This is a genomic window from Variovorax sp. RO1, from assembly GCF_002849325.1.
Taxonomy (GTDB): Bacteria; Pseudomonadota; Gammaproteobacteria; order Burkholderiales; family Burkholderiaceae_C; genus Variovorax.
On record NZ_PKMT01000001.1, the window covers coordinates 367,035 to 393,830 of the forward strand.

Consider the following 26,796-nt stretch of genomic DNA (forward strand, 5'->3'; position numbering starts at 1 on the left):
TTCATCGCGAAGCTTGCCAAGGCCGGGAACCTGTCCCTCGGCTGTGTGGCGGAAGGGGGCGCACGTTTGGTTTGGCGTGAAGTGGGCGATAATTTTACCGGCGCTGATTCGGCGACCCGATTGGAACACCGGCCATCGGCACCCGTGAACAAGTAAAAAAGCGTCCGCAAAGACATCTGACGGGCCGCGCGCACTCGAAAAAGCGAGCAACCCATGAGTATCACCCGTCCCCTTGAAGTTTCCGTCGCGCTGTGCACGTACAACGGCGCGCGCTTCCTGCGCGAGCAAGTTCGCAGCATCTGCCTTCAGACCCGTCCGCCGGTCGAGATTGTGCTTTCCGACGATGCCTCGCGCGATGGCTCGGTCGATGTGGTGCGTGCCGCCGTCGCCGAATGCGCCGCCGAGCGGCCGCAGCATTCCATCGCACTGCGGATATTCGAGAACACCACGGCGCTGCGCGTCGTCAAGAATTTCGAGCAGGCCATCAGCGCCTGCACCAGCGAATTGATCGCGCTGAGCGACCAGGACGACGTGTGGATGCCCGACCGCCTTGAAAAAATGGTGGCTCGCTTCGAGCAGGACGACAGCCTGGTGTTGCTGCATACCGACGCGCGCCTGGTGGACACCGACCGCCGCGACATCGGTCATACGCTGTTCCATGCGCTGGAAGTTTCGCCTTCGGAGCTGGCACGCGTTCACGCCGGCAATGCCTTCGACGTGCTGCTGCGCCGCAACCTCGTGACCGGCGCCACCACGGTTTTCCGTCGTGCGCTGCTCGCCGATGCGCTGCCGCTGCCTGTCGAGTGGGTGCACGACGAGTGGCTGGCCATCGTCGCGTCGACGACGTCGCGGGTCGACCTGCTGGAAGCGCCCCTCATCGAATACCGCCAGCACGAGTTCAACCAGATCGGTGCTCGCCGCGACACCTACAAGGAAAAAGTGCGCAAGGCGCTCGCCTCGCGAGGCAACACGCACGTCGAGCGCGCGATCAAGGCCGAGCTGTTGCTGGAGCGTTTGCTCCAGCTGGGCGACCGCGTGCCCCCCGAAATCCTCGACAAGGTGCGCAGCAAGATCGTGCACCAGCGCTTTCGCGCTGCCTTGCCGGCGTCGCGGCTCTCGCGCATCGTCCCGATCGCCCGCGAAGCCATGACCGGCCGCTACGACAAGTTCGGCCGCGGGGTGCGCGGCGTGGTCCGCGATCTTTTCGAATCCGTCTGACACAACAACAATGAACCCAACCAACGTCCCCGCGAACTCTTCCCCGCCTGGCGAGCCGACGGCTTGGCCGAACGTCGTGGTCATCATCCCGTTCTACAACGGCGCCGATTTCATCGAGCGCTCGGTGAAGAGCGTGTTCGAGCAGTCGGTGCCCGCGCACGAGGTGATCGTGGTCAACGACGGCTCCCGTCCCGAAGAGCGCGCCGCGCTCGACGGGCTGGCCGCCCGCTACCCGTTCCGCATCCTCGACAAGGAGAACGGCGGGCAGGGCTCGGCGCGCAATGCGGGCGTGGCGGCGTCGACCTCCGAGTACATCTGCTTCCTGGACCAGGACGACTTTTACCTGCCGAACCACATCGAGACGCTGGTGTCGTCGATCCCGGCGGACGACCGCCTGTTCGGCTACATCTACGCCGACCTGTACGAGGCGGACGGCGACGGCAATGTGATCCGCACGGGCGTCATCAAGGACCACGCGCAGCACCCGAAGCGCAGCATCTTCGACCTGCTGCGCTACGACATGTTCGTGCTGCCATCGGCCACACTCGTGAGCCGCAAGGCCTTCGACGCGGTGGGCGGCTTCGACTCGCAGTTCATGGGCTACGAGGACGACGACCTGTTCCTGCGCATCTTCCGCAAGGGCTACAGCAATCACTTCGTGGACAAGGCCGTGACGGTCTGGTGCATCCACACGGCCAGCACCTCGTTTGGCATCCGCATGGTGCGCAGCCGCTTCAAGTACTTCAAGAAGCTGGTGCAGATGTTCCCCGACGAGCACCAGCGCGGTCGCTACTACCTGCGCGAATACCTGATGCCGCGCTTCCAGCTGTTCTTTGTGAACGAAGCGATCGAGGCCATCAAGAAGGACGACCAGTACCGCGGCGAGATGACGGCGGTACTCGACGACTACGCGGCCATCGTCTTCGCGAACCCGTATGTGGGCCGCAAGAAGAAGCTGCGTCTGTGGATCACGTTGTTCCTGCTGCGTCGCAGCACGCCGGGCATGGTGCGTTTCATCGGCGCGCTGACGAAGCTGCCGGGCATTCGCAGCCTGCGCAAGGTCTACAAGTCCTGATGCGCACCGCGGCGGCCCGGAGGCCGCCGCAGCGCTGTCCTCAGCGGGCTGGCGCCGGCGCCGGTGTCGTCATTGCCGGGTCCATGTAGGTCGCATGCTTGCGCACGTATTCGGCGCGCAGGTGGCCGGCGTCCTTGTAGATCGGCGTGGCGTCGGCATCGGCGCGGGTGCACCAGTCTTTTTTGCACAGGGTCGGAATCGGGTCGATCACGATGGCGCCGCTGCGCTGCGCAATCTGCCGCATGCGCTCGTGCAGCGCCTTCTGTTTCGGGTCCCAGGGGGCGGTGGGCGACATCTTGCCCACTTGCATGTCGCCCAGGCGCCCGCCCTTCACGAACTCCTCGGGGCCAAAGCCCTCGCCGACCGGGTTGTCCAGCAGCAGATAGACCTGCTTGTGCTTGGACAGGGTGGTCAGCACGGTCTCGAGCATGTTGAGCGAGAAGTCCACGCCGCCGCCGCCCATGAAGCGCCGCTTGTCCTTGCCGTCGAAGAAGTAGTAGCGGTCGGCCGCTGCGGTCTCGGCGTTGGGCTTGCCGGTCTCGGAGAAGTAGCAGTTCCAGCAGCCGCCGAAGACGACGGCGTCGAACCGGTCGCTCATCGCCAGCCGCATGCCGCCGTCGCGGCGTTCGCCGCAGAGGTTGTTCTGCTCGTCGACCACGTTGGGAATCGGCGGGCACGCGCCCCAGGTCACGAAGGACAGCGCATCGAGCGTGCCCGGCGAGGTCTTGGCGAGCTCGACGGCGCGCGGTCCGTACTGCTCGACGTGGCTGTCACCGAAGAACAGCACCCGTCGCTTGCCTTGGCCGATCTGCTGCACCACCTCGCCGTCGACCTTGATCGGACTCAGGCCATCCGGGTAGGCCCAGTCCTTGGCGGCCGCAGCGGTCTTGTTGAAGTACGGATCGCTGTGACGGCCCACGTAGTAGCGGGTAGTCGCCAGCAGGCCGAGCACCACGAAGCCGATCATCACGGCCACCAGCCCTGCCGTCACGGTCGGGTTCTCGCTGCGGCGCGTGTAGCGCTCGACGAAACGGTAGGTGAGCCAGGCGAGCACGAACGACGCCACCAGCATCAGCGCGCGGATGCCGTCGGAAGGCAGCTTGCCTTCGAGGATGCGCGCGTAGGCCAGCAGCGGCCAGTGCCACAGATACAGCGGGTAACTGATCAGCCCCACCCACACCATCGGCTTGGACGCGAGCACGTAGCGGTTCAGCACGCCTGTCGGCCCGGCGGCGATGCAGAAGAAGGCGCCCAGCGACGGCAGGATGGCCCAGAAACCCGGGAAGGCCTTGCCGCCGCGGATGTAGCACAGGCCCAGCACGATCAGCACGAGGCCGGCGATCGATTGCGTGTGACGACTCCAGCCCGGCTTCGGCGGCGGCCGGTGCAGCCGCGCGTAAGCCAGCATGCCGCCGATCATCAGTTCCCAGAAGCGTGACAGCGGCGAATAGAACGCGGCCGTTCGGTGGCTGTGGATGGTCGTCACGTTGAGCAGGAACGACATCGCCGCCACCGTGCCGAGCACGGTGAGCATGCGCCACTTGCGCTTCCAGGCCAGGCCGAGCAGCACGGGCCAGAAAATGTAGAACTGCTCTTCGATGGCCAGCGACCACAGGTGCAGCAGCGGCTTGGTCTCGGCGGCGTTGTCGAAGTAGCCGGCTTCGCTCCAGAAGGCGAAGTTCGACACAAAGCCCGCGCCCGCGGCCACGTGCTTGCCCAGCTGTTCCCATTCGTGTGGCAGCAGCGAGAACCAGCCGAAGGCCATGGTGGCCAGCAGCACCAGCGCCAGCGCCGGAAAGATCCGCTTCACACGCCGCGCATAGAACTCGCGGTAGCTGAAGCCGTCGCCCTGGAAGCTGCCCAGGATGATGGTGGTGATCAGGAAGCCCGAGATGACGAAGAAGATGTCGACGCCGATGAAGCCGCCCTTGATCCACTGCGGGAACGCGTGGTAGCCGAGCACCGAGAGCACCGCGACGGCGCGCAGCCCGTCGATGTCCGGGCGGTATTTCGGGTGAACCAGGTGGGCGTGTTCGGGGAGGGAGGGCGGGCTGCTCGGTGTCGTCATCGTCGGTGTTGAAAGCGGCGCTTGTGGGCTTTTCTTGCGGGGCTTTTCGGCCCCGATTGTCCCTGCAAACGTCGCGACGCCTTTTTCAGGCGGTGGTGCGCTGCAGCCGCCAGTAGCGCCAAAAGGCTCCCGACAGCCACACCTTGAGCAGGCTGGTCACGTGCCAGTACAGGTACTTCTTGCTGCGGTGGCTGGCGCGCTGGGCGTCGTGGCGCGCGCGCAGGTCTTCGGCCACCTGGAGCTTCCAGCCGGCCAGCCGGGTGCGGGCGCAGATGTCGAAGTCTTCCCCGTACATGAAGAAGCGCTGGTCGAAACCGCCGATGCGGCGGTAGGCCTCGCTGCGGAACAGCATGAACAGGCCGGGAATCCAGGCCGGCACGGCCGGCGGCTGGTAGCCGGGCTTCTTGCGGCCCACGATCTCGAAGGGGGTCAACAGGTCGCGGTGCGGCTCGGGCACGGGGCGGCCCGACTCCAGGATGCGCGGCGTCATGAGGCCGGCATCGGGCGCGGCCTGGGCGAGCATCGGGGCCAGCACGTCGGTGTCGAAGCGGATGTCGGGGTTGAGCACCAGGAACCAGGGCGTGTCGCAGCGCGCAAAGGCCTGGTTGTGGTTGGCGCCGAAGCCCAGGGGCGCCGGGTTCTCGATCCGCTCGATGGCGAAGCCCCAGGGGCGTCCGGCGGTCAGGTCGGGCTCGGGAATGTTCAGCGTGAGCACGACCTTGGCGATCGAGTCTCGGCTGTGGCGGTCGAGCTGCTCGAGCAGCGGCAGCACCAGCGCGAGCTGGCCGTGGCTCACGATCGACAGGGTGACCGGGGCTTGGGGTGAAGAAGGGGGCGTGGGCATGGTCTAATTTCGCTCGGGAATTCTAGGGTTCCCCCAACCCCACTCATGATTGCCCTGATCATCCTCAGTTTCTTCGTCTCCGCCATCGCGGTGCAGCTGTTCATGCGCCGCGCGCGCAGACACGCGCGCCGCTACGGCGCCGACATGCCCCAGCGTTTTCACAAGGGCCACGTGCCCCGTCTGGGTGGGGCCGGCATCATGCTCGGCATGAGTGCGGCCTGGCTGGGCGCCGGCCTGATCGAGCCGCTGAACATCGCCTGGCCGCTCAAGTCCTCGATGCTCACGCTGGTGTGCATCCTGCCCGCCGTGCTCGGCGGCATCGTCGAAGACGTGACGCAGCAGGTCAAGGTGCGCTACCGGCTGGGCCTGACCATCGGCTCGGCGTTGCTGGTGTGCTGGGTGCAGGGGCTGGGCGTGGCGCGCACCGGCTTCGAGACGCTCGACGGCTGGCTCGCGATGCTGCCGTATGCCTCGCTGGTCTTCGCGGCCCTGGCCATCGGCGGCCTGCCGCATGCCTTCAACATCATCGACGGCTACAACGGGCTGGCCGGCACCGTGGCCGTGCTCGTGTGCCTGGCGATCTCGCACGTCGCGCTGCAGCTGGGCGACCGGCAACTGGCCGCGATGGTGATCTGCCTGGTCGGCGCCACCTTCGGTTTCCTGGTCTGGAACTACCCGCGCGGCAAGATCTTCGCCGGCGACGGCGGCGCCTATGTCTGGGGCATGGTGATCGCCGTGGCCTGCGTGACGCTGGTGCAGCGCCACCGCGTGGTTTCGCCGTGGTTCCCGATGCTGCTCCTGATCTACCCGGTGTGGGAGACGCTGTTCTCCATCTACCGCAAGCTGGCCCGGGGCCAGTCGCCGGGCACGGCCGACGCGCTGCACTTTCATCAGCTGATCTTCCGCCGCATCGTGCGCGTGGCCTTCGCGGACGACGAGGCGCGCCAGCTGCTGGCGCGCAACAACCGCACCTCGCCCTACCTGTGGATGTTTGCCGCGCTGTCGGTGGTGCCCGCGGTGCTGTTCTGGAACAACACCTTCGTGCTGATGCTGTTCTGCCTTCTGTTCGTCACGACCTACGTCGGGGCGTACCTGATGATCGTGCGCTTCAAGGTGCCGCGCTGGTTGCGGCCCTGACCGCCGGCGCACCCCTGTTGCGAGAATTCCTTCCTTCGTCCACCGCCTTGGAGCCTGACTGTCCATGACCGATCCCGTCCTCAACATTCCTCCGCGCGACAAGGCCGAGATCCTGGCCCAGGCGCTGCCGTACATCCGCAAGTTCCACGGCAAGACCATCGTCATCAAGTACGGCGGCAACGCCATGACCGACCCGGCGCTGCAGGCCGACTTCGCCGAAGACGTGGTGCTGCTCAAGCTGGTCGGCATGAACCCGGTGGTGGTGCACGGCGGCGGCCCGCAGATCGAGGCCGCGCTGAACAAGCTGGGCAAGAAGGGCAGCTTCATCCAGGGCATGCGCGTGACCGACGCCGAGACCATGGAAGTCGTCGAATGGGTGCTGGCCGGCGAGGTGCAGCAGGACATCGTGGGCCTGATCAACCAGGCCGGCGGCAAGGCCGTGGGCCTCACGGGCCGCGACGGCGGCCTCATCCGCGCGCAGAAACTCAAGCTTGCCGACCGCACCGACCCCAACGTGCACCACGACGTGGGCCAGGTGGGCGACATCGTCTCCATCGACCCCAGCGTGGTCAAAGCGCTGCAGGACGACGCCTTCATTCCCGTCGTCAGCCCGATCGGTTTCGGCGAAGAGAACGAGAGCTACAACATCAACGCCGACGTCGTCGCCGGCAAGCTCGCCACCGTGCTCAAGGCCGAGAAGCTCATGCTCCTGACCAACACGCCCGGCGTGCTCGACAAGAACGGCAACCTGCTCACCAACCTGAGCGCGCGCGAAATCGACGAGCTGTTCGCCGACGGCACCATCTCGGGCGGCATGCTGCCCAAGATCGAAGGCGCGCTCGATGCGGCCAAGAGCGGCGTCAACGCAGTGCACATCATCGACGGCCGCGTGCCGCACGCGATGCTGCTCGAGATCCTGACCGACCAAGCCTACGGCACGATGATCCGGGCGCGCTGAACGCCCTCGCGCGCCTTCGCCGACCCGAAGGCGCGCGCTCACTGCGCTGTGCGAGAATCAATTGATTACATCTTTGCACGCGCTCCCATGCAGAACGAAGAGACAGCTGCCCCCGGCGTAGAGACCCCGGCGGAAACCCCCGCCGCCGCACCCACGCGCAAGCGCCCCAAGCCGGGCGAGCGGCGCGTGCAGATCCTGCAGGCGCTGGCCGCCATGCTGGAGCAGCCCGGTGCCGAGCGGGTCACCACCGCCGCGCTCGCCGCGCGACTCGAGGTGAGCGAGGCGGCCCTGTACCGCCACTTCGCGAGCAAGGCCCAGATGTTCGAAGGCCTCATCGATTTCATCGAGCAGAGCGTCTTCACGCTGGTCAACCAGATCCTCGAGCGCGAAGGTGCCACCGGCAGCCAGCAGGCCGCCCGCATCCTCACGCTGCTCGTGCAGTTCGCCGAGCGCAACCCCGGCATGACGCGCGTCATGGTTGGCGACGCGCTGGTCTACGAGAACGAGCGCCTGCAGCAGCGCATGAACCAGTTCTTCGACAAGATCGAAGCCACGCTGCGCCAGGTGCTGCGCGGCGCGGCCGCCGCCGACGGTTCGGCCACGCCCAGCGTCGATGCCCAGGTGCGCGCCGCGGCGCTCACGGCCTTCGTGGTCGGTCAGCTGCAGCGCTTTGCGCGCTCGGGTTTCCGCCGCGCGCCTTCCGAACACCTGGAAGCCACGATCGCCTTGATCGTTTGATGGCCCGACCGGCGCCCAGCCGGTCCGTCGCAGCCCTGCCGAACTCGACGCGCCCTCTTGCGGCGCGTACGATGAATTCCTCCCTTGCCGCCACGTGATGCCGCGGTGACAAGCCCGTTTCGCATGACCTCTGATCGGAGGTTCGCATGAGCGCTTGTCTTTCCCGCAGCCCGCGCGGCCGCGGCCCCTGGCCTTCCGGGGCGCGCCATGTCTGACGCCGCCGCTGCCCGCCCGGCCCTTCTTCTGCACGTCGTCGCGCTCACCGCAGTCGCCATGATCGCGTTCGCGGCCAACTCGCTGTTGTGCCGACTCGCGCTGCAGCACGGCGGCATCGATCCCGCCAGCTTCGGCAGCATCCGGCTCGCGTCCGGGGCGATCACGCTCGCGCTCGTCGTGCGCTTCCGGGCGACGCCGTCGGCCCTCGGGCGCACCAGCTGGCTCCCCGCCGTGATGCTGTTTGCGTACGTCGCGTTCTTCTCCTTCGCCTACCTGAGCCTGTCCGCGGGCACGGGCGCGCTGATCCTGTTCGGCGCGGTGCAACTCACGATGCTGGGCGCGGGCCTGGGCGGCGGCGAGCGCTTCGGGGTGCTGGCTTGGTTCGGCTTTGTCCTCGCGGCGGCCGGACTCGTCTACCTGGTGTCGCCCGGCGTTGCCGCGCCGCCGCTGCTCGGCGCCGTGCTGATGGCGGTGGCGGGCGTGGCGTGGGGCGTGTATTCGCTGCGCGGCCGGGGCGTGGCCGACCCGCTGGCTGCGACCGCGCGCAACTTCCTGCGCGCGGCGCCGATGGCCTTCGCATTGAGCCTGGTGTTCGCCACGCGCGCGCACGCCGATGCGCGTGGCATTGCGCTGGCCGTGGCCTCCGGCGCGCTGACTTCGGGGCTCGGCTACGTCGTCTGGTACGCGGCGCTGGGCCGCCTGTCGGCCTTGCGCGCGGCGACCGTGCAGCTGTCGGTGCCGCTGCTGGCGGCGTTCGGCGGCGTGCTGTTCCTGTCGGAGGCGATCACGCCGCGGCTGGCGCTCGCCTCGGCGGCGATCCTCGGCGGCATCGCGCTCGTGCTGAGCCAGAAGTCGCGCCGCGCGGTGCGCCGTTAGCTAACGGCCACGCCCACCTTGGCGCCGGCGGCGACGATCTCGCCCCACGTCGCGTCATCGACCCAGACCCCGTCACGCCGACGCGCCGCGCGCGCCTGGCGCTCCGGCTCGCCCGCGATCTGCACGGCGTCGAAGCCCTGGCCCGGCGGGCTTTGCCGCAGCCAGTCGATGAACTCGCGTGCCTCGTCGTCGAAGGCCTTCTGCGTGCCGAGCTTCACGGGGTCGATCAGCACCGTCAGCATGCCGTTGAGCACCGTGCGTGCCGTGTCCGCGGGACGGTGCCACGTGCCGCCGCCCGTGAGCGCGCCGCCCAGCAGCTCGCAGGCCACCGCCATGCCGTAGCCCTTGTGTTCGCCGAAGGTCATGAGCGCGCCGAACAGGCCGTTGCTTTGCGGCACCACGACCACGCCCGGGTCGTTGGTGGGCGCGCCGCGTTCGTCGATGAGGTAGCCGTCGGGCACCTGCTCGCCCTTGTTGTGGGCCACGCGCATCTTGCCCTGCGCCACGCGGCTGGTCGCGTAGTCGAGCACGAAGGGCTCGGCGCCCGCCAGCGGAATGCCGATGCAGCACGGGTTGGTGCCGAAGCGCCCGTCGCCGCCGCCCCACGGCGCCACCACGGGCCGCGAGAGCACGTTGACGAAGTGCATCGCCACCAGCCCCTGCGCCGTTGCCATCTCCGCGAAGTGGCCGATGCGCCCGAGGTGGTGCGCGTTCGCGAGCGTGAAGATGCAGCTGCCGTGCTGCTTCGCGCGCGCAATGCCGAGCTCCATCGCTTGCACGCCGACGATCTGTCCGAAGCCGTGCTGGCCGTCCAGGCCCATCAGCGTGCCGATGTCGAGGTTGACCTTCACAGCGGCGTTGGGCACGAGGCCGCCTTCGGCTACGGCGTCGATGTAGCGCGGCAGCATGCCCACGCCGTGCGAGTCGTGGCCGCTCAGGTTGGCCAGCACGAGGTTGGCGGCCACCTGCTGCGCCTCGGCGGCCGTGCTGCCTGCGGCTTCGAGGATGCGGGCGACGTTGGTTTGCAGGCCGTCGGCCGGCAGTGTTCTGGACATGGATCAGGCTCCTCGTGCGTTCAATGGAATGGCGTAGCCGAAGGGGAGGGCGGGCATGGGCTGCGCGGGCCTCACATCACCGCGCCGACCTGCCACGGCACGAACTCGTTCTGCCCGTAGCCGTGCTGCTCGCTCTTCGACTGCGCGCCCGATGCGGTGGCCAGCACCAGCTCGAAGATGCGCTGGCCCATCTCCGCAATCGAAGCCGTGCCGTCGACGATTTCGCCGCAGTTGATGTCCATGTCTTCTTCCTGCCGCTGCCACAGCGCCGAGTTGGTCGCGAGCTTGAGCGACGGCGAGGGCGCGCAGCCGTAGGCCGAGCCGCGCCCGGTGGTGAAGCAGATCAGGTTCGCGCCGCCCGCCACCTGGCCCGTCGCGCTCACCGGGTCGTAGCCCGGCGTGTCCATGTAGACGAAGCCGTGCGCGGTCACGGGCTCGGCGTATTCGTACACCGCCTCCAGATTGCTGGTGCCGCCCTTGGCGACCGCGCCGAGCGACTTCTCGAGGATCGTCGTGAGCCCGCCCGCCTTGTTGCCCGGCGAGGGGTTGTTGTTCATCTCGCCCTCGTTGATCTCGGTGTAGTGCTCCCACCACTTGATGCGATCGACCAGCTTCTGGCCGACCTCGCGCTTCACCGCGCGGCGCGTCAGCAGGTGCTCCGCGCCGTACACCTCAGGCGTTTCGCTGAGGATGGCCGTGCCGCCGTGCGCCACCAGCAGGTCGACCGCCGCGCCCAGCGCCGGGTTGGCGCTGATGCCCGAGTAGCCGTCGGAGCCGCCGCATTGCAGGCCGATGGTGATGTGCGCCGCGCTGCACGGCTCGCGCTTCGCCGCGTTGGCGCGCGGCAGCATCTCGTTGATGAGCGCCACGCCTTTCTCCACCGTCTTGCGCGTGCCGCCCGTGTCCTGGATGTTGAAGGTGCGGAAGTTCTCGCCTTCGGCCAGATGCCCGGTCGCGAGCCAGGCGTTGATCTGGTTGGCTTCGCAGCCGAGCCCGACCACCAGCACGCCCGCGAAGTTCGGGTGCGTGGCATAGCCCGTGAGCGTGCGCTCCAGGATCTGCATGCCCATGCCCTGCGTGTCCATGCCGCAGCCGGTGCCGTGCGTCAGCGCGACGATGCCATCGACATTCGGGAACGCCGCGAGCGCCTGCGGGTTGGTCTTGCGCGAGAAGTGGTCGGCAATGGCGCGTGCGGCCGTGGCCGAGCAGTTCACGCTGGTCAGCACGCCGATGTAGTTGCGCGTGGCCACACGGCCGTCGGCGCGCTTGATGCCCATGAACGTCGCCTCGCGCTTGGCGGGCGCGGGCTTCACGTCGGCACCGAAGGCGTAGTCGCGCTCAAAACCTTTTGTGACGGCGCCCTTGTCGGGGCCCATGTCCAGGTTCTGCGTGTGCACGTGCTCGCCGGCGGCGATGGGCTTGCTCGCGAAGCCGATGATCTGGTTGTAGCGGCGCACCGGTTCGCCTTGCGCGATGGCGCGCATGGCGACCTTGTGGCCCGGCGGAATCAGGCCGCGCACGGCCACGTTCTCGACGAGCGTGCCGCCGAGCAGTTGCGAGCGCGCGATGACGACGTCGTCGGCGGGATGGAGTCGGATGTAGGGTGTCATGGTCAATAGAACATCTTGGGCAGCCACAGCACGAGCTTGGGCATGTAGGTGATGAGGCCCAGGCTCAGCAGCAGCGGCACCAGCCAGGGCAGGATGGCCATCGTCGTGCGCTCGAAGCTCAGGCCCGCCACGCGCGCCAGCACGAACAGCACCATGCCCATCGGCGGGTGCAGCAGGCCGATCATGAGGTTGAGCACCATCACGAGGCCGAAGTGAATCGGGTCCACGCCGAGCTGCGTCGCAATGGGCAGCAGGATCGGCACGAGGATGGTGATGGCCGCCGTCGGCTCCAGGAAGCAGCCCACGAACAGCATCAGCAGGTTGGCCAGCAGCAGGAACACCCACGCGTCCTTGGTGAAGCCCAGCACCCAGCTCGCGATGTCGGTGGTGACGCCCGTGGCCGTGAGCATCCAGCCGAAGATCGACGCCGCCGCCACGATGAACAGGACCGTGCTCGTGGTCTCGATGGTGTCCAGGCAGACCTTGATGAACATCTTCCACGACAGCGTGCGGTACCACGCGAAGCCCAGAATCATGGCCCACACGCAGGCCGCAATGGCGCCCTCGGTGGGCGTGAACAGGCCCGTGGTCATGCCGCCGATGAGCAGCACCGGCGTCATGATGGGCAGCAGCGCCTCGAAGCTGAAGAGCTTGTCGAGCACGAAGAGCGAGGCCAGCCCCGCGAACACCGTGAGCTGCGGCGGCGTGCCCAGCTTGGCCACCAGCAGCCACATCAGCATGGGCCAGCCGATCACCACGACCAGCTCCATCAGCGCCTTGAACAGGCGTGTGCGCGAGAACTTGACGTCGGCGCCCCACTTGTTCTTGTGCGCGTAGTAGGCCACCGTGAGCATCATCAGCACGGCCATCATCACGCCCGGCAGCAGGCCCGCGAGAAACAGCGCGCCCACCGACACGTTGGCCATCATTCCGTAGATCACGAAGGGCAGGCTCGGCGGAATGATCGGGCCCAGCGTGGCCGACGCAGCCGTCACGCCCACCGCGAACTCGGTGGAGTAGCCGTGCTCCTTCATGGCCTTGATCTCGATGGTGCCCAGGCCGGCCGCGTCGGCAATGGCCGTGCCGCTCATGCCCGCGAAGATCACCGAGCCCAGCACGTTCACATGGCCCAGGCCGCCCTTGAGCCAGCCCACGAGCGCCAGCGCGAAGTTGTAGATGCGCGTGGTGATGCCGGCGTTGTTCATCAGGTTGCCGGCCAGGATGAAGAAGGGCACGGCCAGCAGCGGAAAGCTGTCGATGCCGCTCACCATGCGGTGGATCACCACGAACGGCGGCAGCGTGCTGTCGCTCACGAGGATGTAGACCAGCGAGGCGCCGGCCATGGCAACGGCCACGGGGATGCCGCCGGCCATGAAGAACAGGAAGATGATTTTCAGCATGGGGTTGTGTCGCAGGACCGCGCCTGCGTCTGTGTGGCGGTGGGGTCCGCGTCAGCGGTCGTGCAGGGTGGATTCGGGTTGTTCGAGCACGCTGTAGCCGCGCTGCCAGTGGATGCGAAGCACCTGCAGCGAACGCCACGCCATCGCGGCGAAGCCGAACACGCACAGCGCGTACACCACGTTCATCGGCAGGTCGACGAGCGTCATGCGCGTCTGGTTGCCGATCTTCATCATCATCTGCACCGTCATGACGACGGCCGCGATGAAGAAGGCGGTGCGCAGCACGTCCACGGCCATCGAGAGCAGGCGGCCCATCGCGCGCGGCATGTGGCGGTAGAAGAAGTCGACCTGGATCTGGTTGTTCTTCGCCACGCCGATCGCCGCGCCGACGAAGACCACGCCGATGAGCAGGTAGCGCGCCACTTCTTCCGTCCAGGCGGCCGAGTCGTTCATCACGTAGCGCGTGACGAACTGGTAGAACACCGTCAGGCCCAGCATCCAGAAGAGGGCCAGCGAAAGCCAGCCCTCCGCGATGGTGTCCGACAGGTCGACCACTTCGTCCTCCGCATGGAAGTGGCCCTCGTCGTCGATGATCTTCTGTTCGGTCATGGCCGCGTCGCTTACTTGATCGCCAGGATGCGGTCGTAGTCCTGCTGACGGTAGCCTTGATCCGTCGGCTTGGTGGCCTTGAGCACCGCTTCACGGAACGCGTTCTTGTCGACCGTGATCACGTTGTTGCCCTTCTTCTTGAACTCTTCCACCAGGCGCGCTTCCGACGCGATGATTTCGCGGCCGGTCTTCTCGGCGGCTTCCTGCATCACCTCGGTGAAGATCTTCTTGTCTTCCGCCGAGAGCTTGGTCCACAGCTGGCCCGAGGTGATGGTGAGCAGCGAGTCGACGATGTGGCCTGTGAGCGAGATGTTCTTCTGCACCTCGAAGAACTTCTTGGCCTCGATGGTCGGCAGCGGGTTCTCCTGCGCATCGACCGTGTTGTTCTGCAGCGCCAGGTACACCTCGGCAAAGGCGATCGGCGTCGGGTTCGCGCCCAGCGATTTCGGGAACGCCAGGTAGGCCGGTGCATCGGGCACGCGGATCTTCAGGCCCTTCATGTCCTCGGGCTTGGCCACGGGCCGCGCGGCGCTCGAGGTGACGTGGCGCGCGCCGTAGTAGCTCAGTGCCGTGATGTGGTTGCCGCTCTTGTCGTCGTAGCCCTTGGCGAGCTCCTTGAAGACGTCGCTCTTGGCGTACTTGAGTTGGTGCTCGGCGTCGCGGAAGATGAACGGAAAGTACGAGATGGCCAGCGGCGTGTAGGTGCGACCCGCGAAGCTCGCGCCCGACAGAATGATGTCGACCGTGCCCAGCGTCAGGCCCTGGTTGATGTCGGCTTCCTTGCCCAGCGTGGAGGCCGGGAACACCTGCACCTCGTAGCGGCCGTTGGTGCGTTTCTTGATCTCGTCGCCGGCCCACACCGAGTACTTGTGGAAGGGCTCCGAGGTCTCGTACACGTGGGCCCACTTGAGCTTGGTCTGCGCACTGGCGATGCCCGTCACGCCCAATGCGCCGGCTGCGAGGGCGCAGGCGGCCAGGGCCTTGAGGGCGGTGCGTTTGCTGTTCTTGCTGCTGATCATGTGGCTTGTCTCCGTTGTAGTTAATGGGCAGGAATGCTGGCGAGGAATCAGGAGGGCTTTGCGCGGCGCCAGCTCGCGCTGAAACGGTGGTGCGAGTTGTCCATGTGCGCGTGCATCGCGGTGCGCGCGGCTTCGGCGTCGCGCGCGGCAATGGCGTCGCGAATCGCCTCGTGCTCGGCGATGGCGGCGCGCCATGAGGTGACGGTCTCGAAGTAGCCGCCCAGCCGCGTGAAGATCGGCCCGCGGCGCGAATCCCAGAAGCCCTGCACCGTCTCGACCAGCACCACGTTGCCGCTGGCGCCGACGATGGCCAGGTGAAAGGCGCGGTCGCCGTCCAGCGGCATGACGTTGCGGTCGGCCATCTCGCGCATGGTGGCAATGGCGCGCGTCATCGCGTCCACGTCCTTGCGCTTGCCCGAGAGGGCGGCGATGGCGGCGGTCTCGCCCTCGATCACGCGGCGCGCGCGAATCAGCTCCAGCGGCCCCCACTCGGTGGGCGCCACCGGCGCGCTGGCGCGGTGCGAGCGGTCGAGCACGTACACGCCCGAGCCGGTGCGCACCTCGACCCAGCCTTCAACCTCCAGCGCAATGAGCGCCTCGCGCACCGACGGCCGGCTCACGCCGAGCTGCTTGGCCAGGTCGCGCTCGGCGGGCAGGCGCGCGCCCACGTCGAACTCGCCCTTGGAGATCAGCCCGCGTAGCTGGTCGGCAATCTGGCGATAGAGGCGTTGGGGTTCGACGGTCTGGAGCGGCACGGGAGCAGGGCGGGTGGCGGGCGAGGCGGTGGATCGGCTTAAGGGTTGTCCTGAATTGGACAAGTGGTAAGGCCAATTCAGAATACGGCGATTCACAGTTGTCACCCATCGGGCCTAACCCGAATCCACCCCCGCACACCCCTGCATCCGCAGAACACCCAGGAGACACCGACCATGAGATTGAAGGGAAAGACCGTGCTCGTCACCGCCGCCGGCCAGGGCATCGGCCGCGCGAGCGTGCTGGCGCTCGCGGCCGAGGGCGCCCATGTGTGGGCCACCGACGTCAACGAGCAGCTGCTGGCGGCCTACGCCGGCGTGGCGAACGTCACGGCCCTGAAGCTCGACGTGCTCGACAAGGCGGCCATCGGCGCGGTCGTGGCGCAGCTGCCCACGCTCGACGTGTTGTTCAACTGCGCGGGCGTGGTGCACAACGGCACCATCGAGCAGGCCAGCGACGACGACCTCGACTTTGCCTTCCGCCTGAACGTGCGCGCGCAGATGTGGACCATCCAGGCCGTGCTGCCCGGCATGCTCGCGGCCGGGCGCGGCAGCATCATCAACATGGCCAGCGTGTGCTCCAGCATGAAGGGCCTGCCCAACCGCTTTGTTTACGGCACCACCAAGGCGGCCGTGCTCGGCCTCACCAAGAGCGTGGCGGCCGACTACGTGGCACGCGGCATCCGCTGCAATGCCGTGTGCCCGGGCACGGTCGACACGCCCTCGCTGGGCGATCGCATCAACGCCAACGCCGACCCCGAGGCCGCGCGCAAGGCCTTCGTGGCGCGCCAGCCGATGGGGCGGCTCGCGCAGGCCGAGGAGATCGCGCCGGTGGTGGTGTTCCTGGCCAGCGACGAATCCATCTTCGCCACCGGCCAGTACTTCACCGTCGACGGCGGCATCACGATATGAACCGGCTCGATTTCGAAGGCCGCCATGCGGTGGTCACCGGCGGTGCCACGGGGCTGGGCTTCGGCATCGCGCAGCGGCTCGTCGCCTCGGGCGGCAGCGTCACGCTGTGGGACCGCGACGAAGCCGCCGCCGGACGTGCGGCCGAAGCGCTCGGCGCCAAGGCCTTCGCACTGAAGGTCGACGTGACGCAGCAGCCCTCGGTTGCGAAAGCCGTGGCCGCCACGCTCGCGCACGCGCCGCGCATCGATGCGCTGGTCAACAGCGCCGGCATCACCGGGCCCAACGTCAAGCTCTGGGACTACCCGGTGGACGACTGGCGCCAGGTGATGGAGGTCAACGTCAACGGCGTGTTCCTGTGCTGCCGCGAGGTGGTCGCGCAGATGCGCAGGCAGGGCACGGCGGGCGAAGGCCGCATCGTCAACATCGCCTCGGTCGCCGGCAAGGAAGGCAACCCCAACGCCAGCGCCTACAGCGCGAGTAAGGCCGCCGTCATCGGGCTCACCAAGTCGCTCGGCAAGGAGCTGGCCGACACCGGCATCCGCGTGAACTGCGTGACGCCCGCGGCGGTGAAGACGGCCATCTTCGACCAGATGACGCCCGAGCACGTCGCGTTCATGTTGTCGAAAATCCCGATGGGCCGTTTCGGCACGGTGGAAGAAGTGGCCGCGCTGGTCGGCTGGCTTTGCACCGAAGATTGCTCGTTCTCCACCGGCGCGGTCTTCGACCTGTCCGCTGGTCGCTCCACCTATTGATCCATTCCCCATTTCAATGCACTGAAAGGAACGCATGAAACTCGTCCGCTACGGCAACCCCGGCAAAGAGAAGCCCGGCCTCATCGACGCAGAAGGCAAGCTGCGCGACCTGAGCGCCATCGTCAAGGACATCGGTCCCGACCAGCTCGGCGATGCCGCCATTGCCAAGCTGCGCAAGACCAAGGTCGACAAGCTGCCGCTGGTCAAGGGCAAGCCGCGCCTGGGCAGCCCCGTGGCCAACGTCGGCAAGTTCATCGCCATCGGCCTGAACTACGCCGACCACGCCGCCGAATCGGGCCTGCCGGTGCCCAAGGAACCCATCGTCTTCATGAAGGCCACGAGCTGCATCCAGGGTCCGAACGACCCGGTGATGCTGCCCAAGGGCTCGGTCAAGTCCGACTGGGAAGTCGAACTCGGCGTGGTCATCGGCACGAAGGCGCGCTACGTCTCGCAGAAGAGCGCACTCGACTACGTGGCCGGCTACTGCACCATCAACGACGTGAGCGAGCGCGAGTTCCAGATCGAGCGCGGCGGCACCTGGGACAAGGGCAAGGGCTGCGACACCTTCGGCCCCCTCGGCCCCTGGCTCGTCACGCGCGACGAAATCGAGAACCCGCAGAAGCTCGCCATGTGGCTCGACCTCAATGGCCAGCGCGTGCAGACCGGCAGCACCAAGACCATGATCTTCAGCGTGGCCAAGCTCGTGAGCTACGTGAGCCAGTTCATGACGCTGATGCCCGGCGACGTCATCACCACCGGCACGCCGCCCGGCGTCGGCATGGGCATGAAGCCGCCGCTGTACCTGAAGAAGGGCGACGTGATGACGCTGGGCATCGAAGGCCTCGGCGAGCAGCGCCAGGAAGTCGTGCCCTTCAAGCTCTGATCACGCGGATCAGTTCGTCGTACACCAACCGCACGCGCGCCGGCACCGGCGCGCGCTGCGGGCGGTAGACGTGGACCGGCCAGGGGTCGGGCGCATCGGCCGCCAGCAGCTCCACCATCGCGCCTGATTGCAGCCACGGCTCCGCCAACGGTCCGATGAGCTGGCCGAAGCCGATGCCCGCGAGCACCGCGGCGCATTCGGCGTCGATGTTGTCCGTCACGAACGCGGGCGACGACACGGTGAACACCCGCTTCTTGCTGAACGCCCACGGCCAGGGCCGGCCCGAGCTGCGGTCGATCAGCGCTGTCACTGGCAGCTTCGACAGCGCATCCACGGTGCGCGGCGCGCCGACCCGTTCGATGAGCGCCGGTGACGCCACCACGCGCAGCGGCATCTTTCCCACACTCCGGGCCACGAAGCGCGCGTCGCGCATCGGCCCGACACGCACGCCGATGTCGATCTGCTGGTCGACCACGTCGGCATGCTGCTCCGACAGCCGCAGGTCGAGCACCAGCCCCGGATGCGCCACCAGCAGCGGCGCCAGCGCCTGCGGAATGAAGCGCCCATACACATGCGGCGCCGTGACCCGCACCGTGCCCGCGTGCTGCGACAGCGCGCGCCGGTCGATGCGGTGAAAGAGTTCGTCGACACCGCCCACCGCGATGCGGGCGCGCTCGGCGAGTTGTCGCCCGAAGTCGGTGAGCTGCACGCCGCGCGTGCTGCGGTGAAAGAGCGGCTCGCCCAGTTCTTCTTCGAGTTCGCGCACGGCACGCGTCACCACCTGCGGCGACACCGACAGGCGCACGGCCGCCTCGCGGAAGTTGGCGGCATCGGCAGCGGTGAAGAACACGCGCAGGGCTTCGAGGCGGTTGGACATGGGGTGTTCCTCGTTTGGGAATTCTGAAGTCGCCAGAGTTTCATTTACTGGAACGCATGGATTTTCCACACTGCATGCACTTCTTCAACACACCCCAAAGGAAATCTTCATGACCTCCGTTCAAGACAACATCCAAGGCAAGGTCGCCATCGTCACCGGCGCGAGCAGCGGCCTGGGCGAATCGACGGCGCGCCACCTGGCCGCGCGCGGCGCCAAGGTGGTGCTCGCGGCCCGCCGCACCGACCGGCTCGACAAGGTCGTCGCCGAGATCCGCGAGGCCGGCGGCGAAGCCATCGCCGTGGCCACTGACGTGGCGAAGCGGGGCGACCTCGAAAAGCTCGCCGCCGCCACCGTCGAGGCCTTCGGCCGCATCGACGTGCTGGTCAACAACGCGGGCGTGATGCCGCTGTCGCCGCTCGACAAGCTCAAGGTCGACGAGTGGGACCGCACCATCGACGTCAACATCAAGGGCGTGCTCTACGGCATTGCCGCCGTGCTGCCGCGCATGCAGGCGCAGGGCAGCGGACACATCGTGAACGTCGCCTCGATTGCCGGGCTGAAGGTGTTCACGCCCATCGGCACGGTCTACAGCGCGACCAAGCACGCGGTGCGTGCCATCTCCGAGGGCCTGCGCGTGGAGGTGGGCAACAGCGGCGTGCGCGTGACCATCGTGTCGCCCGGCGCCGTGGACTCGGAACTGAAGTTCGGCAGCAGCGACGCCGAGAGCGCCGCCGGCGTGAAGGCCTTCTACGACGCCAACCAGATCCCCGCCGACTCGGTGGCGCGCGCCATCGTCTACGCGGTGGAACAGCCGGCCAACGTGGACATCAACGAGGTCGTGCTGCGGCCCGTGTCGCAGGAGTTCTGATCCCGCCGGTCAAGGGTGCGACCCTCTGGCGGTCGCCCCTTGCTTTCATTAACCTACCGCCGACCAAGGTCATTTGCGGTCAAAAGTGCAAAGCCCCTGCAAAATAGAACGACCGTTCGTTTTATTCGGAGCTTTCACGATGTCTGCCACCGCCGTTCCCGCCAAGCCGGCCCGCGCCGCCCCCAAAGGCCAGCAGACCAAGGCCATCATCGTCGACGCCGCGCTGGCGCTGGCTGCGCAGATCGGGCTCGAGGGCCTGTCGATCGGTGCCGTGGCCGAAATCACCAAGATGAGCAAGTCGGGCGTCTTCGCCCACTTCGGCTCGCGCGAAGAACTGCAGATCTCCGTGGTGCGCGAGTACCACGCCCGTTTCGAGCAGGAAGTGTTCTTCCCCGCTCTGACGGCGCCGCGCGGCCTGCCGCGCCTGCGCGCCATGTTCGCCAACTGGATGAAGCGCACCTCGACCGAAATCGACTCGGGCTGCATCTACATCAGCGGCGCCTCCGAGTTCGACGACCGCCCGGGTCCGGTGCGCGATGCGCTGGTCGAGTCGGTCAGCATCTGGCAGGCCGCCGTGCTGCGCGCCATCGTGCAGTCGAAGACCGAAGGCCACCTGCGCGCCGACGCCGACGAGCGCCAGGTCGGGTTCGAGATCCACGGCCTGATCCTCGCGCTGCACTACGAAGCCCGCTTTCTGCAGGTGCCCGGCTCCATCGGCCGCGCCAACGTCGGCTTCGACAACATCCTCGCGCGCGCCGCCACGCCGGACGCGCCGCCTGCTTCCAATGCCGCCGAGTCCGCGCCCGCTGCGCGCGGCACGCGCCGGCTCAAGACCGTGCGCTGAGCGCCACGGCTGCCCGTTTCGTTTTTCCGTTTTCGTTTTTTCCAATCTATCTAGCTTCGACCAGGAGAGTCCCGGATGCCTACCTACAACCCCCCCGTGCGTGACATGCAGTTCGTGCTGCACGAAGTGCTCAACGTCGCTGCGGAACTCAAGGCACTGCCGGCCCACGCCGAGACCGATGCCGACACCATCAACGCCGTGATCGAAGAGGCCGGCAAGTTCGCGGCCGAAGTCACCTTTCCGCTGAACATCAGCGGCGACGAAGAAGGCTGCGTGCTCGACAAGTCCACGCACGAAGTGAAGACGCCCACCGGCTTCAAGGACGCCTACGCCAAGTACGTCGAAGGCGGCTGGCCCGCGCTGTCGTGCGACCCGGCCTTCGGCGGCCAGGGCCTGCCGTTCGTGGTGAACCAGTGCCTGTTCGAAATGCTCAACAGCGCCAACCAGGCCTGGACCATGTACCCGGGCCTGTCGCACGGCGCGTACGAAGCGCTCAAGGCCCACGGCACCGAAGACCAGAAGAAGACCTACCTGCCCAAGCTCACGAGCGGCGAGTGGACCGGCACCATGTGCCTGACCGAACCCCATTGCGGCACCGACCTGGGCCTCTTGCGCACCAAGGCCGAGCCGCAGGCGGACGGCACCTACCGCATCACCGGCAGCAAGATCTTCATCTCGGCCGGCGAGCACGACATGACGGACAACATCATTCACCTGGTACTGGCCCGCCTGCCGGACGCGCCCAAGGGCAGCAAGGGCATCAGCCTGTTCGTGGTGCCGAAGTTCCACGTCAAGGCCGACGGCTCGCTCGGCGAACGCAACCCGATCTTCTGCGCCGGCCTGGAGCACAAGATGGGCATCCACGGCAACGCCACCGCGCAGATCGTGATCGAAGGCGCCACCGGCACGCTGGTGGGCGAGCCCAACAAGGGCCTGGCCGCGATGTTCGTGATGATGAACGCCGCACGCCTGGGCGTGGGCAACCAGTCGCTCGGCCTGACCGAAGTGGCTTATCAAAACGCGCTGGCCTACGCCAAGGACCGCCTCCAGATGCGTTCGCTGTCGGGCGTGAAGGCCAAGGACAAGGAAGCCGACCCGATCATCGTGCACCCCGACGTGCGCAAGATGCTGCTCACGGCCAAGGCGTATGCCGAAGGCGGCCGCGCGCTGCAGATCTTCTGCACGCTGCTGCTCGACAAGGAGCACAACCATCCTGATGAAAAGGTGCGCAAGGACTCCGGCGAGCTGGTCGCGCTGCTCACGCCCATCGTCAAGGCCTTCATTACCGACAACGGCCACATCGCGACCAATTCGTGCATGCAGGTGTTCGGCGGCCACGGCTTCATCAAGGAATGGGGCATGGAGCAGTTCGTGCGCGACAACCGCATCAACATGATCTATGAAGGCACCAACACCATCCAGTCGCTGGACCTGCTGGGTCGCAAGATCCTGGGCAACAACGGCGCCTCGCTGAAGAAGTTCGGCAAGCTCGTCGCCAAGCTGGTGGAAGAAGAAGGCGTGAACGAGAAGATGGCCGAGTTCATCAACCCGATCGCGATGCTGGGCGACCAGCTCACCAAGTTCACGACCGAGATCGGCTTCAAGGGCTTCCAGAACCCCGACGAAGTGGGCGCCGCTGCCGTCGACTACCTGCGCGTGGCCGGCCACTTCGTGTTCGGCTACCTGTTCGCCCGCATGGCCCAGGTGGCCCTGCGCGAAATCGCCGCCGGCAACACCGACCCGTTCTACGTCGCCAAGCTGCAGACCGCACGCTTCTACTTCGCCAAGCTGTTCCCCGAGACCGTGATGCTCATGCGCACCGCGCGCGCCGGCAGCAAGGTGTTGATGGACACCGACGCCGCACTCGCTTAAGCGACGCACACCGCCTTTCTTCATCGACCCACCGGGAGCCCGCTCATGAAAGCAACGCTTGCAGCCGTCTTGTTCACCGTCACCGCCGTCTCGGCCATGGCCCAGAGCACGCCGGTGGGCCTGTGGCGCAACGTCGACGACAAGACCGGCGAGGCCAAGGCCGAGATCCGCATCGCCGAGACCAACGGCGCGCTGCTCGGGCGCATCGAGAAGTCGTTGAAGAAAGACACCAAGCCCGACGCCACCTGCGACGAATGCGGCGACGACCGCAAGGGCAAGCCCATCGCAGGCCTGGAGATCGTCCGTGGCGGCAAGAAGGCCGAGGGCAAGGACGTCTGGGAAGGCGGGAAGATCCTCGACCCCGAGAACGGCAAGGAATACCGCGCGAGCTTCACGCCCATCGACGGCGGCAAGAAGCTCGAAGTGCGCGGTTATCTGGGCCCCTTCTGGCGCACCCAAACCTGGAATCGCGTGCAGTAAGCCTGCTGCACGCAACCCATCCAAGAAATACCAAGCAACATGTCCCGATTTCAAGTGAAGAAGGTCGCCGTGCTCGGCGCCGGCGTGATGGGCGCGCAGATTGCCGCCCACCTCGTCAACGTGCGCGTGCCTGTCGTGCTGTTCGACCTGGCCGCCAAAGACGCGACCGGTGCGGTCGCTCAAGGTGCAGCGAAGAACGGCATCGTCACGCGCGCCATCGACAACCTCAAGAAGCTCAAGCCCGCGCCGCTCGGCGACGTGGCCGACGCGGGCCTGATCGAGCAGGCCAACTACGAAGACGACCTGGCCAAGCTCGGCGAGTGCGACCTCATCATCGAGGCCATTGCCGAGCGCATGGACTGGAAGCTCGATCTGTACAAGAAGATCGCGCCGCACGTGGCCAAGCATTCGATCCTGGCCTCGAACACCTCGGGCCTGTCGATCACCAAGCTCAGCGAAGCACTGCCTGAAGCCCTGAAACCGCGTTTCTGCGGCATTCACTTCTTCAACCCGCCGCGCTACATGTTCCTGGTGGAGCTGATCAACACGCCCACCACGCAGCCGCAGGTGCTCGACGACCTCGAGGCCTTCGTCACCAGCACGCTCGGCAAGGGCGTGGTGCGCGCGCACGACACACCCAACTTCATCGCCAACCGCGTCGGCATCGCCGGCATGCTGGCCACGCTGAAGGAAGTCGAGAAGTTCGGCCTCACGCCCGACGTGGTCGACGACCTCACCGGCAAGAAGCTGGGCCGCGCGAGCTCGGGCACCTTCCGCACCGCCGACGTGGTGGGCCTGGACACCATGGCCCACGTCGTGAAGACGCTGCAGGACAACCTCAACGCCGAGACCGATCCGTTCTATGCCAACTTCGCGACGCCGCCGGTGCTCGCCAAGCTGCTCGAGCTGGGCAACCTGGGCCAGAAGGCCAAGGCCGGTTTCTTCAAGAAGGTCGGCCGCGACATCCTGCGCTTCGACCTGAAGAGCGGCGAGTACGTGCCCGCCGGCGCCAAGGCCGACGAGGTGTATGGCCGCATGCTGAAGAAGCCCGCGGGCGAGCGCTTGAAGCTGCTGCGCGAGAGCGAAGGACCGCAGGGCCAGTTCCTCTGGGCCATCCTGCGCGACGGCTTCCACTACGCCGCGGTGCACCTGGCCGACATCGCCGAGAGCGCGCGCGACATCGACTTCGCGATGCGCTGGGGCTTCGGCATGAAGCAGGGCCCGTTCGAGCTGTGGCAGGAAGCCGGCTGGGCGCAGGTCGCCAAGTGGGTGCAGGAAGACATCGACGCCGGCAAGGCGCTCAGCACCGCACCGCTGCCGAAGTGGGTGTTCGAAGGCCCGGTCGCACAAGCCGGGGGCGTGCACACGCCCGAAGGCTCGTGGAGCGCCTCGCAGAGCAAGTTCGTGCCGCAGCGCAAGCTGCCCGTGCACGACCGTCAGCTGTTCCCCGAGAGCGTGCTGGGTGCGAATGCAGCCAATGCCAACACGGCCGGCACGACGATCAGCGACGAAGGCGATGTGCGCGTGTGGACGCTCGACGGTGAGGTGCTCATTGCGAGCATCCAGTCGAAGATGCACGCCATCAGCCCCGACGTGGCCGAGGCACTCGGTGCTGCGGTCGATCTGGCCGAGGCTGAATACAAGGGCCTGGTGATCTGGTCGCCCGACGAGGTGTTCTCGGTCGGCGCCGACCTGCAGGCGATGCTGCCGGCCTTCGTGGTCGCGGGCATCGGTGCGGTCGAAGGCGCGGAAGAAGAGCTGCAGAACGTCATGCTCAAGATCCGTTATGCCAACGTGCCGGTGATCTCCGCAGTGCGCGGCATGGCACTGGGCGGCGGCTGCGAGCTGGCCATCCACTCGGCCAAGCGCGTCGTCGCGATGGAAAGCTACATCGGTCTGGTCGAAGTCGGCGTGGGCCTGATCCCCGGCGCGGGCGGCCTGACGTATATCGCACGCCGCGCGGCCGAGAACGCATCGGCTTCCACGGGCACCGACCTGCTGCCCTTCCTCACCGAAGGCTTCACCGCCGCGGCGATGGCGAAGGTCGGCACGGGCGCGCTCGACTCGAAGAAGCTGGGCTACCTGCTGGACAGCGACGTGATCGTGCCGAACAAGGACGAGCTGCTGTACGTGGCGCTGCAGCAGGCGAAGGCCATGGCCGACGCCGGCTACCGCCCCCCGCTGCGCCGCACCTTCCGCGTGGCCGGCCGCAGCGGCGCCGCGACGATCAAGGGCCAGCTCGTGAACATGCGCGACGGCGGCTTCATCAGCGCGCACGACTTCCACATTGCCAGCCTGATCGCCAACGTGGTGACCGGCGGCGACGTGGACGCGGGCTCGCTCGTGACCGAGGAATACCTGATGACGCTGGAACGCAAGGCGTTCTGCTCGCTCATCGTGCATCCCAAGACGCAAGAGCGAATCATGGGCATGCTCAGCACCGGCAAGCCGGTCCGCAACTAAGGACAGATTTCATGAGCAGCAAGCAAGTACAAGACGCCTACATCGTCTCCGCCACCCGCACGCCCATCGGCAAGTCGCATCGCGGCTACTTCCGCAACTACCGCCCCGACGACCTGCTCGCGACCACGCTGAAGGCAGCACTCGCGGCAGTTCCCGGCCTCGACCCCAAGGCCATCGAAGACATCATCTGCGGCTGCGCGATTCCCGAATCGCAGCAGGGCCTGAACGTCGCGCGCATCGGCGCGGTGCTGGCCGGCCTGCCGACCAGCATCGGCGGCATCACCGTCAATCGCTTCTGCGCATCCGGCCTGTCGGCCGTGCAGATGGCCGCCGACCGCATCCGTGTCGGCGAGGCCGACGTGATGATCGCGGCCGGTGTCGAGAGCATGAGCATGGTGCCGATGATGGGCAACTCGCCCTCGCTGTCGCCTTCGATCTTCGAGCGCGAAGGCGACGTGGGCATCGCCTACGGCATGGGCCTCACGGCCGAGAAGGTCGCGCAGCAGTGGAAGGTGAGCCGCGAAGCGCAGGACGCGTTCGCGCTCGCCTCGCACCAGAAGGCACTGGCCGCACAAGCAGCCGGCAAGTTCGCCGACGAGATCACGCCGATCGAAGTGACCGACCGCACGCCGGACCTGGCCACCGGCGAGGCCATTGCCAAGACCCGCACCGTGAGCCTGGACGAAGGCGCGCGCCCCGACACCAGCATCGAAGGCCTGGCCAAGCTGCGCACCGTGTTCGCCGCACGCGGCACCGTGACGGCCGGCAACAGCTCGCAGACCTCGGACGGCGCAGGTGCGCTGATCCTGGCGAGCGAGAAGGCCATCAAGCAGTACGGCCTCACGCCGCTCGCGCGCTTCGTGAGCTTCGCCAGCAAGGGCGTGCCACCGCACATCATGGGCATCGGCCCGATCGAGGCGATTCCCGCTGCCCTGCGCTATGCCGGCCTGAAGCACGAGGACATCGACTGGTTCGAACTCAATGAAGCGTTTGCTGCGCAGTCGCTCGCGGTGATGAACACGCTGGGCCTCGATCCGTCGAAGGTCAACCCGATGGGCGGCGCCATTGCATTGGGGCACCCGCTCGGCGCGACCGGCGCGATCCGCGCGGCCACCGTGGTGCACGCGCTGCGCCGCGAGAAGCTGAAGTACGGCATGGTCACGATGTGCGTGGGCATGGGGCAAGGCGCAGCGGGCATCTTCGAGCGCGTCTGATCGGCAGGGGAATCACGGCCATGCACGGCACGCAGCAGCAGCAGCTCCCTGCCGGC

Annotated in this window: 24 protein-coding genes; 15 read left to right on the forward strand and 9 right to left on the reverse strand. The window is 67.1% G+C overall.

Annotation, left to right across the window (positions count from 1 at the left end; translation table 11 throughout):
• The first annotated feature begins 213 nt into the window (after positions 1 to 213).
• Both CY658_RS01650 and CY658_RS01655 read left to right on the forward strand, forming a co-directional pair.
• Entirely contained in the window at positions 214 to 1,218 is a 1,005-nt protein-coding gene (locus CY658_RS01650; RefSeq protein WP_101488572.1) for a glycosyltransferase family 2 protein, read from the forward strand.
• Positions 1,219 to 1,228: 10 nt separating this feature from the next.
• Complete coding sequence (locus CY658_RS01655; RefSeq protein WP_101488573.1) at positions 1,229 to 2,293, forward strand: glycosyltransferase family 2 protein; 1,065 nt, start codon at positions 1,229 to 1,231, stop codon at positions 2,291 to 2,293.
• Between the two features lie 40 nt (positions 2,294 to 2,333).
• Here the strand turns inward: CY658_RS01655 and CY658_RS01660 are convergent, their stop codons facing one another.
• Together CY658_RS01660 and CY658_RS01665 are read right to left on the reverse strand one after the other, a co-directional pair.
• Positions 2,334 to 4,361 carry an acyltransferase family protein gene (locus tag CY658_RS01660; protein ID WP_101488574.1) on the reverse strand — a complete coding sequence of 676 codons (2,028 nt, stop codon included), beginning with the start codon at positions 4,359 to 4,361 and terminating at the stop codon, positions 2,334 to 2,336.
• A gap of 85 nt (positions 4,362 to 4,446) precedes the next feature.
• The gene (locus CY658_RS01665) at positions 4,447 to 5,205 is read right to left on the reverse strand and encodes a glycosyltransferase family 2 protein (protein ID WP_101488575.1); all 759 of its coding nucleotides are present in this window, start codon (positions 5,203 to 5,205) and stop codon (positions 4,447 to 4,449) included.
• A gap of 45 nt (positions 5,206 to 5,250) precedes the next feature.
• On the opposite strand from CY658_RS01665, the gene CY658_RS01670 reads away from it, so the two are divergent.
• The 4 genes from CY658_RS01670 to CY658_RS01685 all read left to right on the forward strand — a co-directional run bounded on the left by CY658_RS01670 (position 5,251) and on the right by CY658_RS01685 (position 9,130).
• On the forward strand, positions 5,251 to 6,342 hold the full coding sequence (locus CY658_RS01670; RefSeq protein ID WP_101488576.1) for a glycosyltransferase family 4 protein: 1,092 nt from the start codon (positions 5,251 to 5,253) through the stop codon (positions 6,340 to 6,342).
• 64 nt (positions 6,343 to 6,406) lie between these two features.
• Positions 6,407 to 7,300 (forward strand): acetylglutamate kinase, encoded by an 894-nt coding sequence (gene argB / locus CY658_RS01675; RefSeq protein WP_099794950.1) that lies wholly within the window; start codon positions 6,407 to 6,409, stop codon positions 7,298 to 7,300.
• Between the two features lie 87 nt (positions 7,301 to 7,387).
• Positions 7,388 to 8,038, forward strand: a complete 651-nt coding sequence (gene slmA / locus CY658_RS01680; RefSeq protein WP_101488577.1) for a nucleoid occlusion factor SlmA — start codon at positions 7,388 to 7,390, stop codon at positions 8,036 to 8,038.
• A 207-nt stretch (positions 8,039 to 8,245) separates the two neighbouring features.
• Complete coding sequence (locus CY658_RS01685; RefSeq protein WP_101488578.1) at positions 8,246 to 9,130, forward strand: DMT family transporter; 885 nt, start codon at positions 8,246 to 8,248, stop codon at positions 9,128 to 9,130.
• On the opposite strand, the gene CY658_RS01690 is transcribed toward CY658_RS01685, so the two are convergent.
• From CY658_RS01690 to CY658_RS01715, 6 genes are all read right to left on the reverse strand, one after another.
• Positions 9,127 to 10,185: a malate/lactate/ureidoglycolate dehydrogenase gene (locus CY658_RS01690; RefSeq protein ID WP_101488579.1), complete on the reverse strand. Its 1,059-nt coding sequence runs from the start codon at positions 10,183 to 10,185 to the stop codon at positions 9,127 to 9,129. The two genes, CY658_RS01685 and CY658_RS01690, sit on opposite strands and share 4 nt — an antisense overlap.
• A gap of 71 nt (positions 10,186 to 10,256) precedes the next feature.
• Positions 10,257 to 11,795, reverse strand: coding sequence for a UxaA family hydrolase (locus tag CY658_RS01695; protein WP_101488580.1), 1,539 nt, complete (start codon positions 11,793 to 11,795; stop codon positions 10,257 to 10,259).
• Between the two features lie 2 nt (positions 11,796 to 11,797).
• Complete coding sequence (locus CY658_RS01700) at positions 11,798 to 13,195, reverse strand: TRAP transporter large permease (protein ID WP_101488581.1); 1,398 nt, start codon at positions 13,193 to 13,195, stop codon at positions 11,798 to 11,800.
• Between the two features lie 51 nt (positions 13,196 to 13,246).
• Positions 13,247 to 13,804 (reverse strand): TRAP transporter small permease, encoded by a 558-nt coding sequence (locus tag CY658_RS01705; RefSeq protein ID WP_101488582.1) that lies wholly within the window; start codon positions 13,802 to 13,804, stop codon positions 13,247 to 13,249.
• Positions 13,805 to 13,815: 11 nt separating this feature from the next.
• Positions 13,816 to 14,823, reverse strand: coding sequence for a sialic acid TRAP transporter substrate-binding protein SiaP (locus CY658_RS01710; RefSeq protein WP_101488583.1), 1,008 nt, complete (start codon positions 14,821 to 14,823; stop codon positions 13,816 to 13,818).
• A 47-nt stretch (positions 14,824 to 14,870) separates the two neighbouring features.
• Positions 14,871 to 15,578 (reverse strand): FadR/GntR family transcriptional regulator, encoded by a 708-nt coding sequence (locus CY658_RS01715; RefSeq protein WP_101488584.1) that lies wholly within the window; start codon positions 15,576 to 15,578, stop codon positions 14,871 to 14,873.
• A gap of 174 nt (positions 15,579 to 15,752) precedes the next feature.
• On the opposite strand from CY658_RS01715, the gene CY658_RS01720 reads away from it, so the two are divergent.
• Genes CY658_RS01720 through CY658_RS01730 form a run of 3 tightly spaced genes read left to right on the forward strand, consistent with a single transcriptional unit; the run spans position 15,753 to position 18,122 of the window.
• The gene (locus tag CY658_RS01720) at positions 15,753 to 16,487 is read left to right on the forward strand and encodes an SDR family oxidoreductase (protein WP_101488585.1); all 735 of its coding nucleotides are present in this window, start codon (positions 15,753 to 15,755) and stop codon (positions 16,485 to 16,487) included.
• Complete coding sequence (locus CY658_RS01725) at positions 16,484 to 17,239, forward strand: SDR family NAD(P)-dependent oxidoreductase (RefSeq protein WP_101488586.1); 756 nt, start codon at positions 16,484 to 16,486, stop codon at positions 17,237 to 17,239. The genes CY658_RS01720 and CY658_RS01725 overlap by 4 nt, the downstream gene beginning before the upstream one ends.
• Before the next feature lie 34 nt (positions 17,240 to 17,273).
• Complete coding sequence (locus CY658_RS01730) at positions 17,274 to 18,122, forward strand: fumarylacetoacetate hydrolase family protein (RefSeq protein WP_101488587.1); 849 nt, start codon at positions 17,274 to 17,276, stop codon at positions 18,120 to 18,122.
• Here CY658_RS01730 and CY658_RS01735 read toward each other — a convergent pair.
• Positions 18,112 to 18,999: a LysR family transcriptional regulator gene (locus CY658_RS01735; RefSeq protein ID WP_101488588.1), complete on the reverse strand. Its 888-nt coding sequence runs from the start codon at positions 18,997 to 18,999 to the stop codon at positions 18,112 to 18,114. The two genes, CY658_RS01730 and CY658_RS01735, sit on opposite strands and share 11 nt — an antisense overlap.
• Before the next feature lie 109 nt (positions 19,000 to 19,108).
• Between CY658_RS01735 and CY658_RS01740 the strand changes: the two genes are divergently transcribed.
• From CY658_RS01740 to CY658_RS01765, 6 genes are all read left to right on the forward strand, one after another.
• On the forward strand, positions 19,109 to 19,867 hold the full coding sequence (locus CY658_RS01740) for an SDR family oxidoreductase (protein ID WP_101488589.1): 759 nt from the start codon (positions 19,109 to 19,111) through the stop codon (positions 19,865 to 19,867).
• 139 nt (positions 19,868 to 20,006) lie between these two features.
• Positions 20,007 to 20,711: a TetR/AcrR family transcriptional regulator gene (locus CY658_RS01745; protein WP_099794962.1), complete on the forward strand. Its 705-nt coding sequence runs from the start codon at positions 20,007 to 20,009 to the stop codon at positions 20,709 to 20,711.
• 75 nt (positions 20,712 to 20,786) lie between these two features.
• Entirely contained in the window at positions 20,787 to 22,583 is a 1,797-nt protein-coding gene (locus tag CY658_RS01750) for an acyl-CoA dehydrogenase C-terminal domain-containing protein (RefSeq protein ID WP_101488590.1), read from the forward strand.
• Positions 22,584 to 22,628: 45 nt separating this feature from the next.
• Positions 22,629 to 23,063, forward strand: a complete 435-nt coding sequence (locus CY658_RS01755) for a DUF2147 domain-containing protein (RefSeq protein ID WP_101488591.1) — start codon at positions 22,629 to 22,631, stop codon at positions 23,061 to 23,063.
• Positions 23,064 to 23,102: 39 nt separating this feature from the next.
• A complete protein-coding gene (locus CY658_RS01760) occupies positions 23,103 to 25,526 on the forward strand; it encodes a 3-hydroxyacyl-CoA dehydrogenase/enoyl-CoA hydratase family protein (protein ID WP_101488592.1) in 2,424 nt (807 codons plus the stop codon).
• Positions 25,527 to 25,537: 11 nt separating this feature from the next.
• Entirely contained in the window at positions 25,538 to 26,740 is a 1,203-nt protein-coding gene (locus CY658_RS01765; protein WP_101488593.1) for an acetyl-CoA C-acyltransferase, read from the forward strand.
• The last annotated feature ends 56 nt before the right edge of the window (positions 26,741 to 26,796 follow it).

Coding starts and splice junctions, on each gene's coding strand:
- CY658_RS01700 (WP_101488581.1), bottom strand. CDS start 13,195: ATGCTGAAAATCATCTTCCTGTTCTTCATGGCCGGCGGCATCCCCGTG.
- CY658_RS01765 (WP_101488593.1), top strand. CDS start 25,538: ATGAGCAGCAAGCAAGTACAAGACGCCTACATCGTCTCCGCCACCCGC.
- CY658_RS01730 (WP_101488587.1), top strand. CDS start 17,274: ATGAAACTCGTCCGCTACGGCAACCCCGGCAAAGAGAAGCCCGGCCTC.
- CY658_RS01655 (WP_101488573.1), top strand. CDS start 1,229: ATGAACCCAACCAACGTCCCCGCGAACTCTTCCCCGCCTGGCGAGCCG.
- CY658_RS01735 (WP_101488588.1), bottom strand. CDS start 18,999: ATGTCCAACCGCCTCGAAGCCCTGCGCGTGTTCTTCACCGCTGCCGAT.
- CY658_RS01740 (WP_101488589.1), top strand. CDS start 19,109: ATGACCTCCGTTCAAGACAACATCCAAGGCAAGGTCGCCATCGTCACC.
- CY658_RS01695 (WP_101488580.1), bottom strand. CDS start 11,795: ATGACACCCTACATCCGACTCCATCCCGCCGACGACGTCGTCATCGCG.
- argB (WP_099794950.1), top strand. CDS start 6,407: ATGACCGATCCCGTCCTCAACATTCCTCCGCGCGACAAGGCCGAGATC.
- CY658_RS01660 (WP_101488574.1), bottom strand. CDS start 4,361: ATGACGACACCGAGCAGCCCGCCCTCCCTCCCCGAACACGCCCACCTG.
- CY658_RS01760 (WP_101488592.1), top strand. CDS start 23,103: ATGTCCCGATTTCAAGTGAAGAAGGTCGCCGTGCTCGGCGCCGGCGTG.
- CY658_RS01750 (WP_101488590.1), top strand. CDS start 20,787: ATGCCTACCTACAACCCCCCCGTGCGTGACATGCAGTTCGTGCTGCAC.
- CY658_RS01690 (WP_101488579.1), bottom strand. CDS start 10,185: ATGTCCAGAACACTGCCGGCCGACGGCCTGCAAACCAACGTCGCCCGC.
- CY658_RS01650 (WP_101488572.1), top strand. CDS start 214: ATGAGTATCACCCGTCCCCTTGAAGTTTCCGTCGCGCTGTGCACGTAC.
- CY658_RS01685 (WP_101488578.1), top strand. CDS start 8,246: ATGTCTGACGCCGCCGCTGCCCGCCCGGCCCTTCTTCTGCACGTCGTC.
- CY658_RS01745 (WP_099794962.1), top strand. CDS start 20,007: ATGTCTGCCACCGCCGTTCCCGCCAAGCCGGCCCGCGCCGCCCCCAAA.
- CY658_RS01705 (WP_101488582.1), bottom strand. CDS start 13,804: ATGACCGAACAGAAGATCATCGACGACGAGGGCCACTTCCATGCGGAG.
- slmA (WP_101488577.1), top strand. CDS start 7,388: ATGCAGAACGAAGAGACAGCTGCCCCCGGCGTAGAGACCCCGGCGGAA.
- CY658_RS01670 (WP_101488576.1), top strand. CDS start 5,251: ATGATTGCCCTGATCATCCTCAGTTTCTTCGTCTCCGCCATCGCGGTG.
- CY658_RS01710 (WP_101488583.1), bottom strand. CDS start 14,823: ATGATCAGCAGCAAGAACAGCAAACGCACCGCCCTCAAGGCCCTGGCC.
- CY658_RS01665 (WP_101488575.1), bottom strand. CDS start 5,205: ATGCCCACGCCCCCTTCTTCACCCCAAGCCCCGGTCACCCTGTCGATC.
- CY658_RS01755 (WP_101488591.1), top strand. CDS start 22,629: ATGAAAGCAACGCTTGCAGCCGTCTTGTTCACCGTCACCGCCGTCTCG.
- CY658_RS01725 (WP_101488586.1), top strand. CDS start 16,484: ATGAACCGGCTCGATTTCGAAGGCCGCCATGCGGTGGTCACCGGCGGT.
- CY658_RS01720 (WP_101488585.1), top strand. CDS start 15,753: ATGAGATTGAAGGGAAAGACCGTGCTCGTCACCGCCGCCGGCCAGGGC.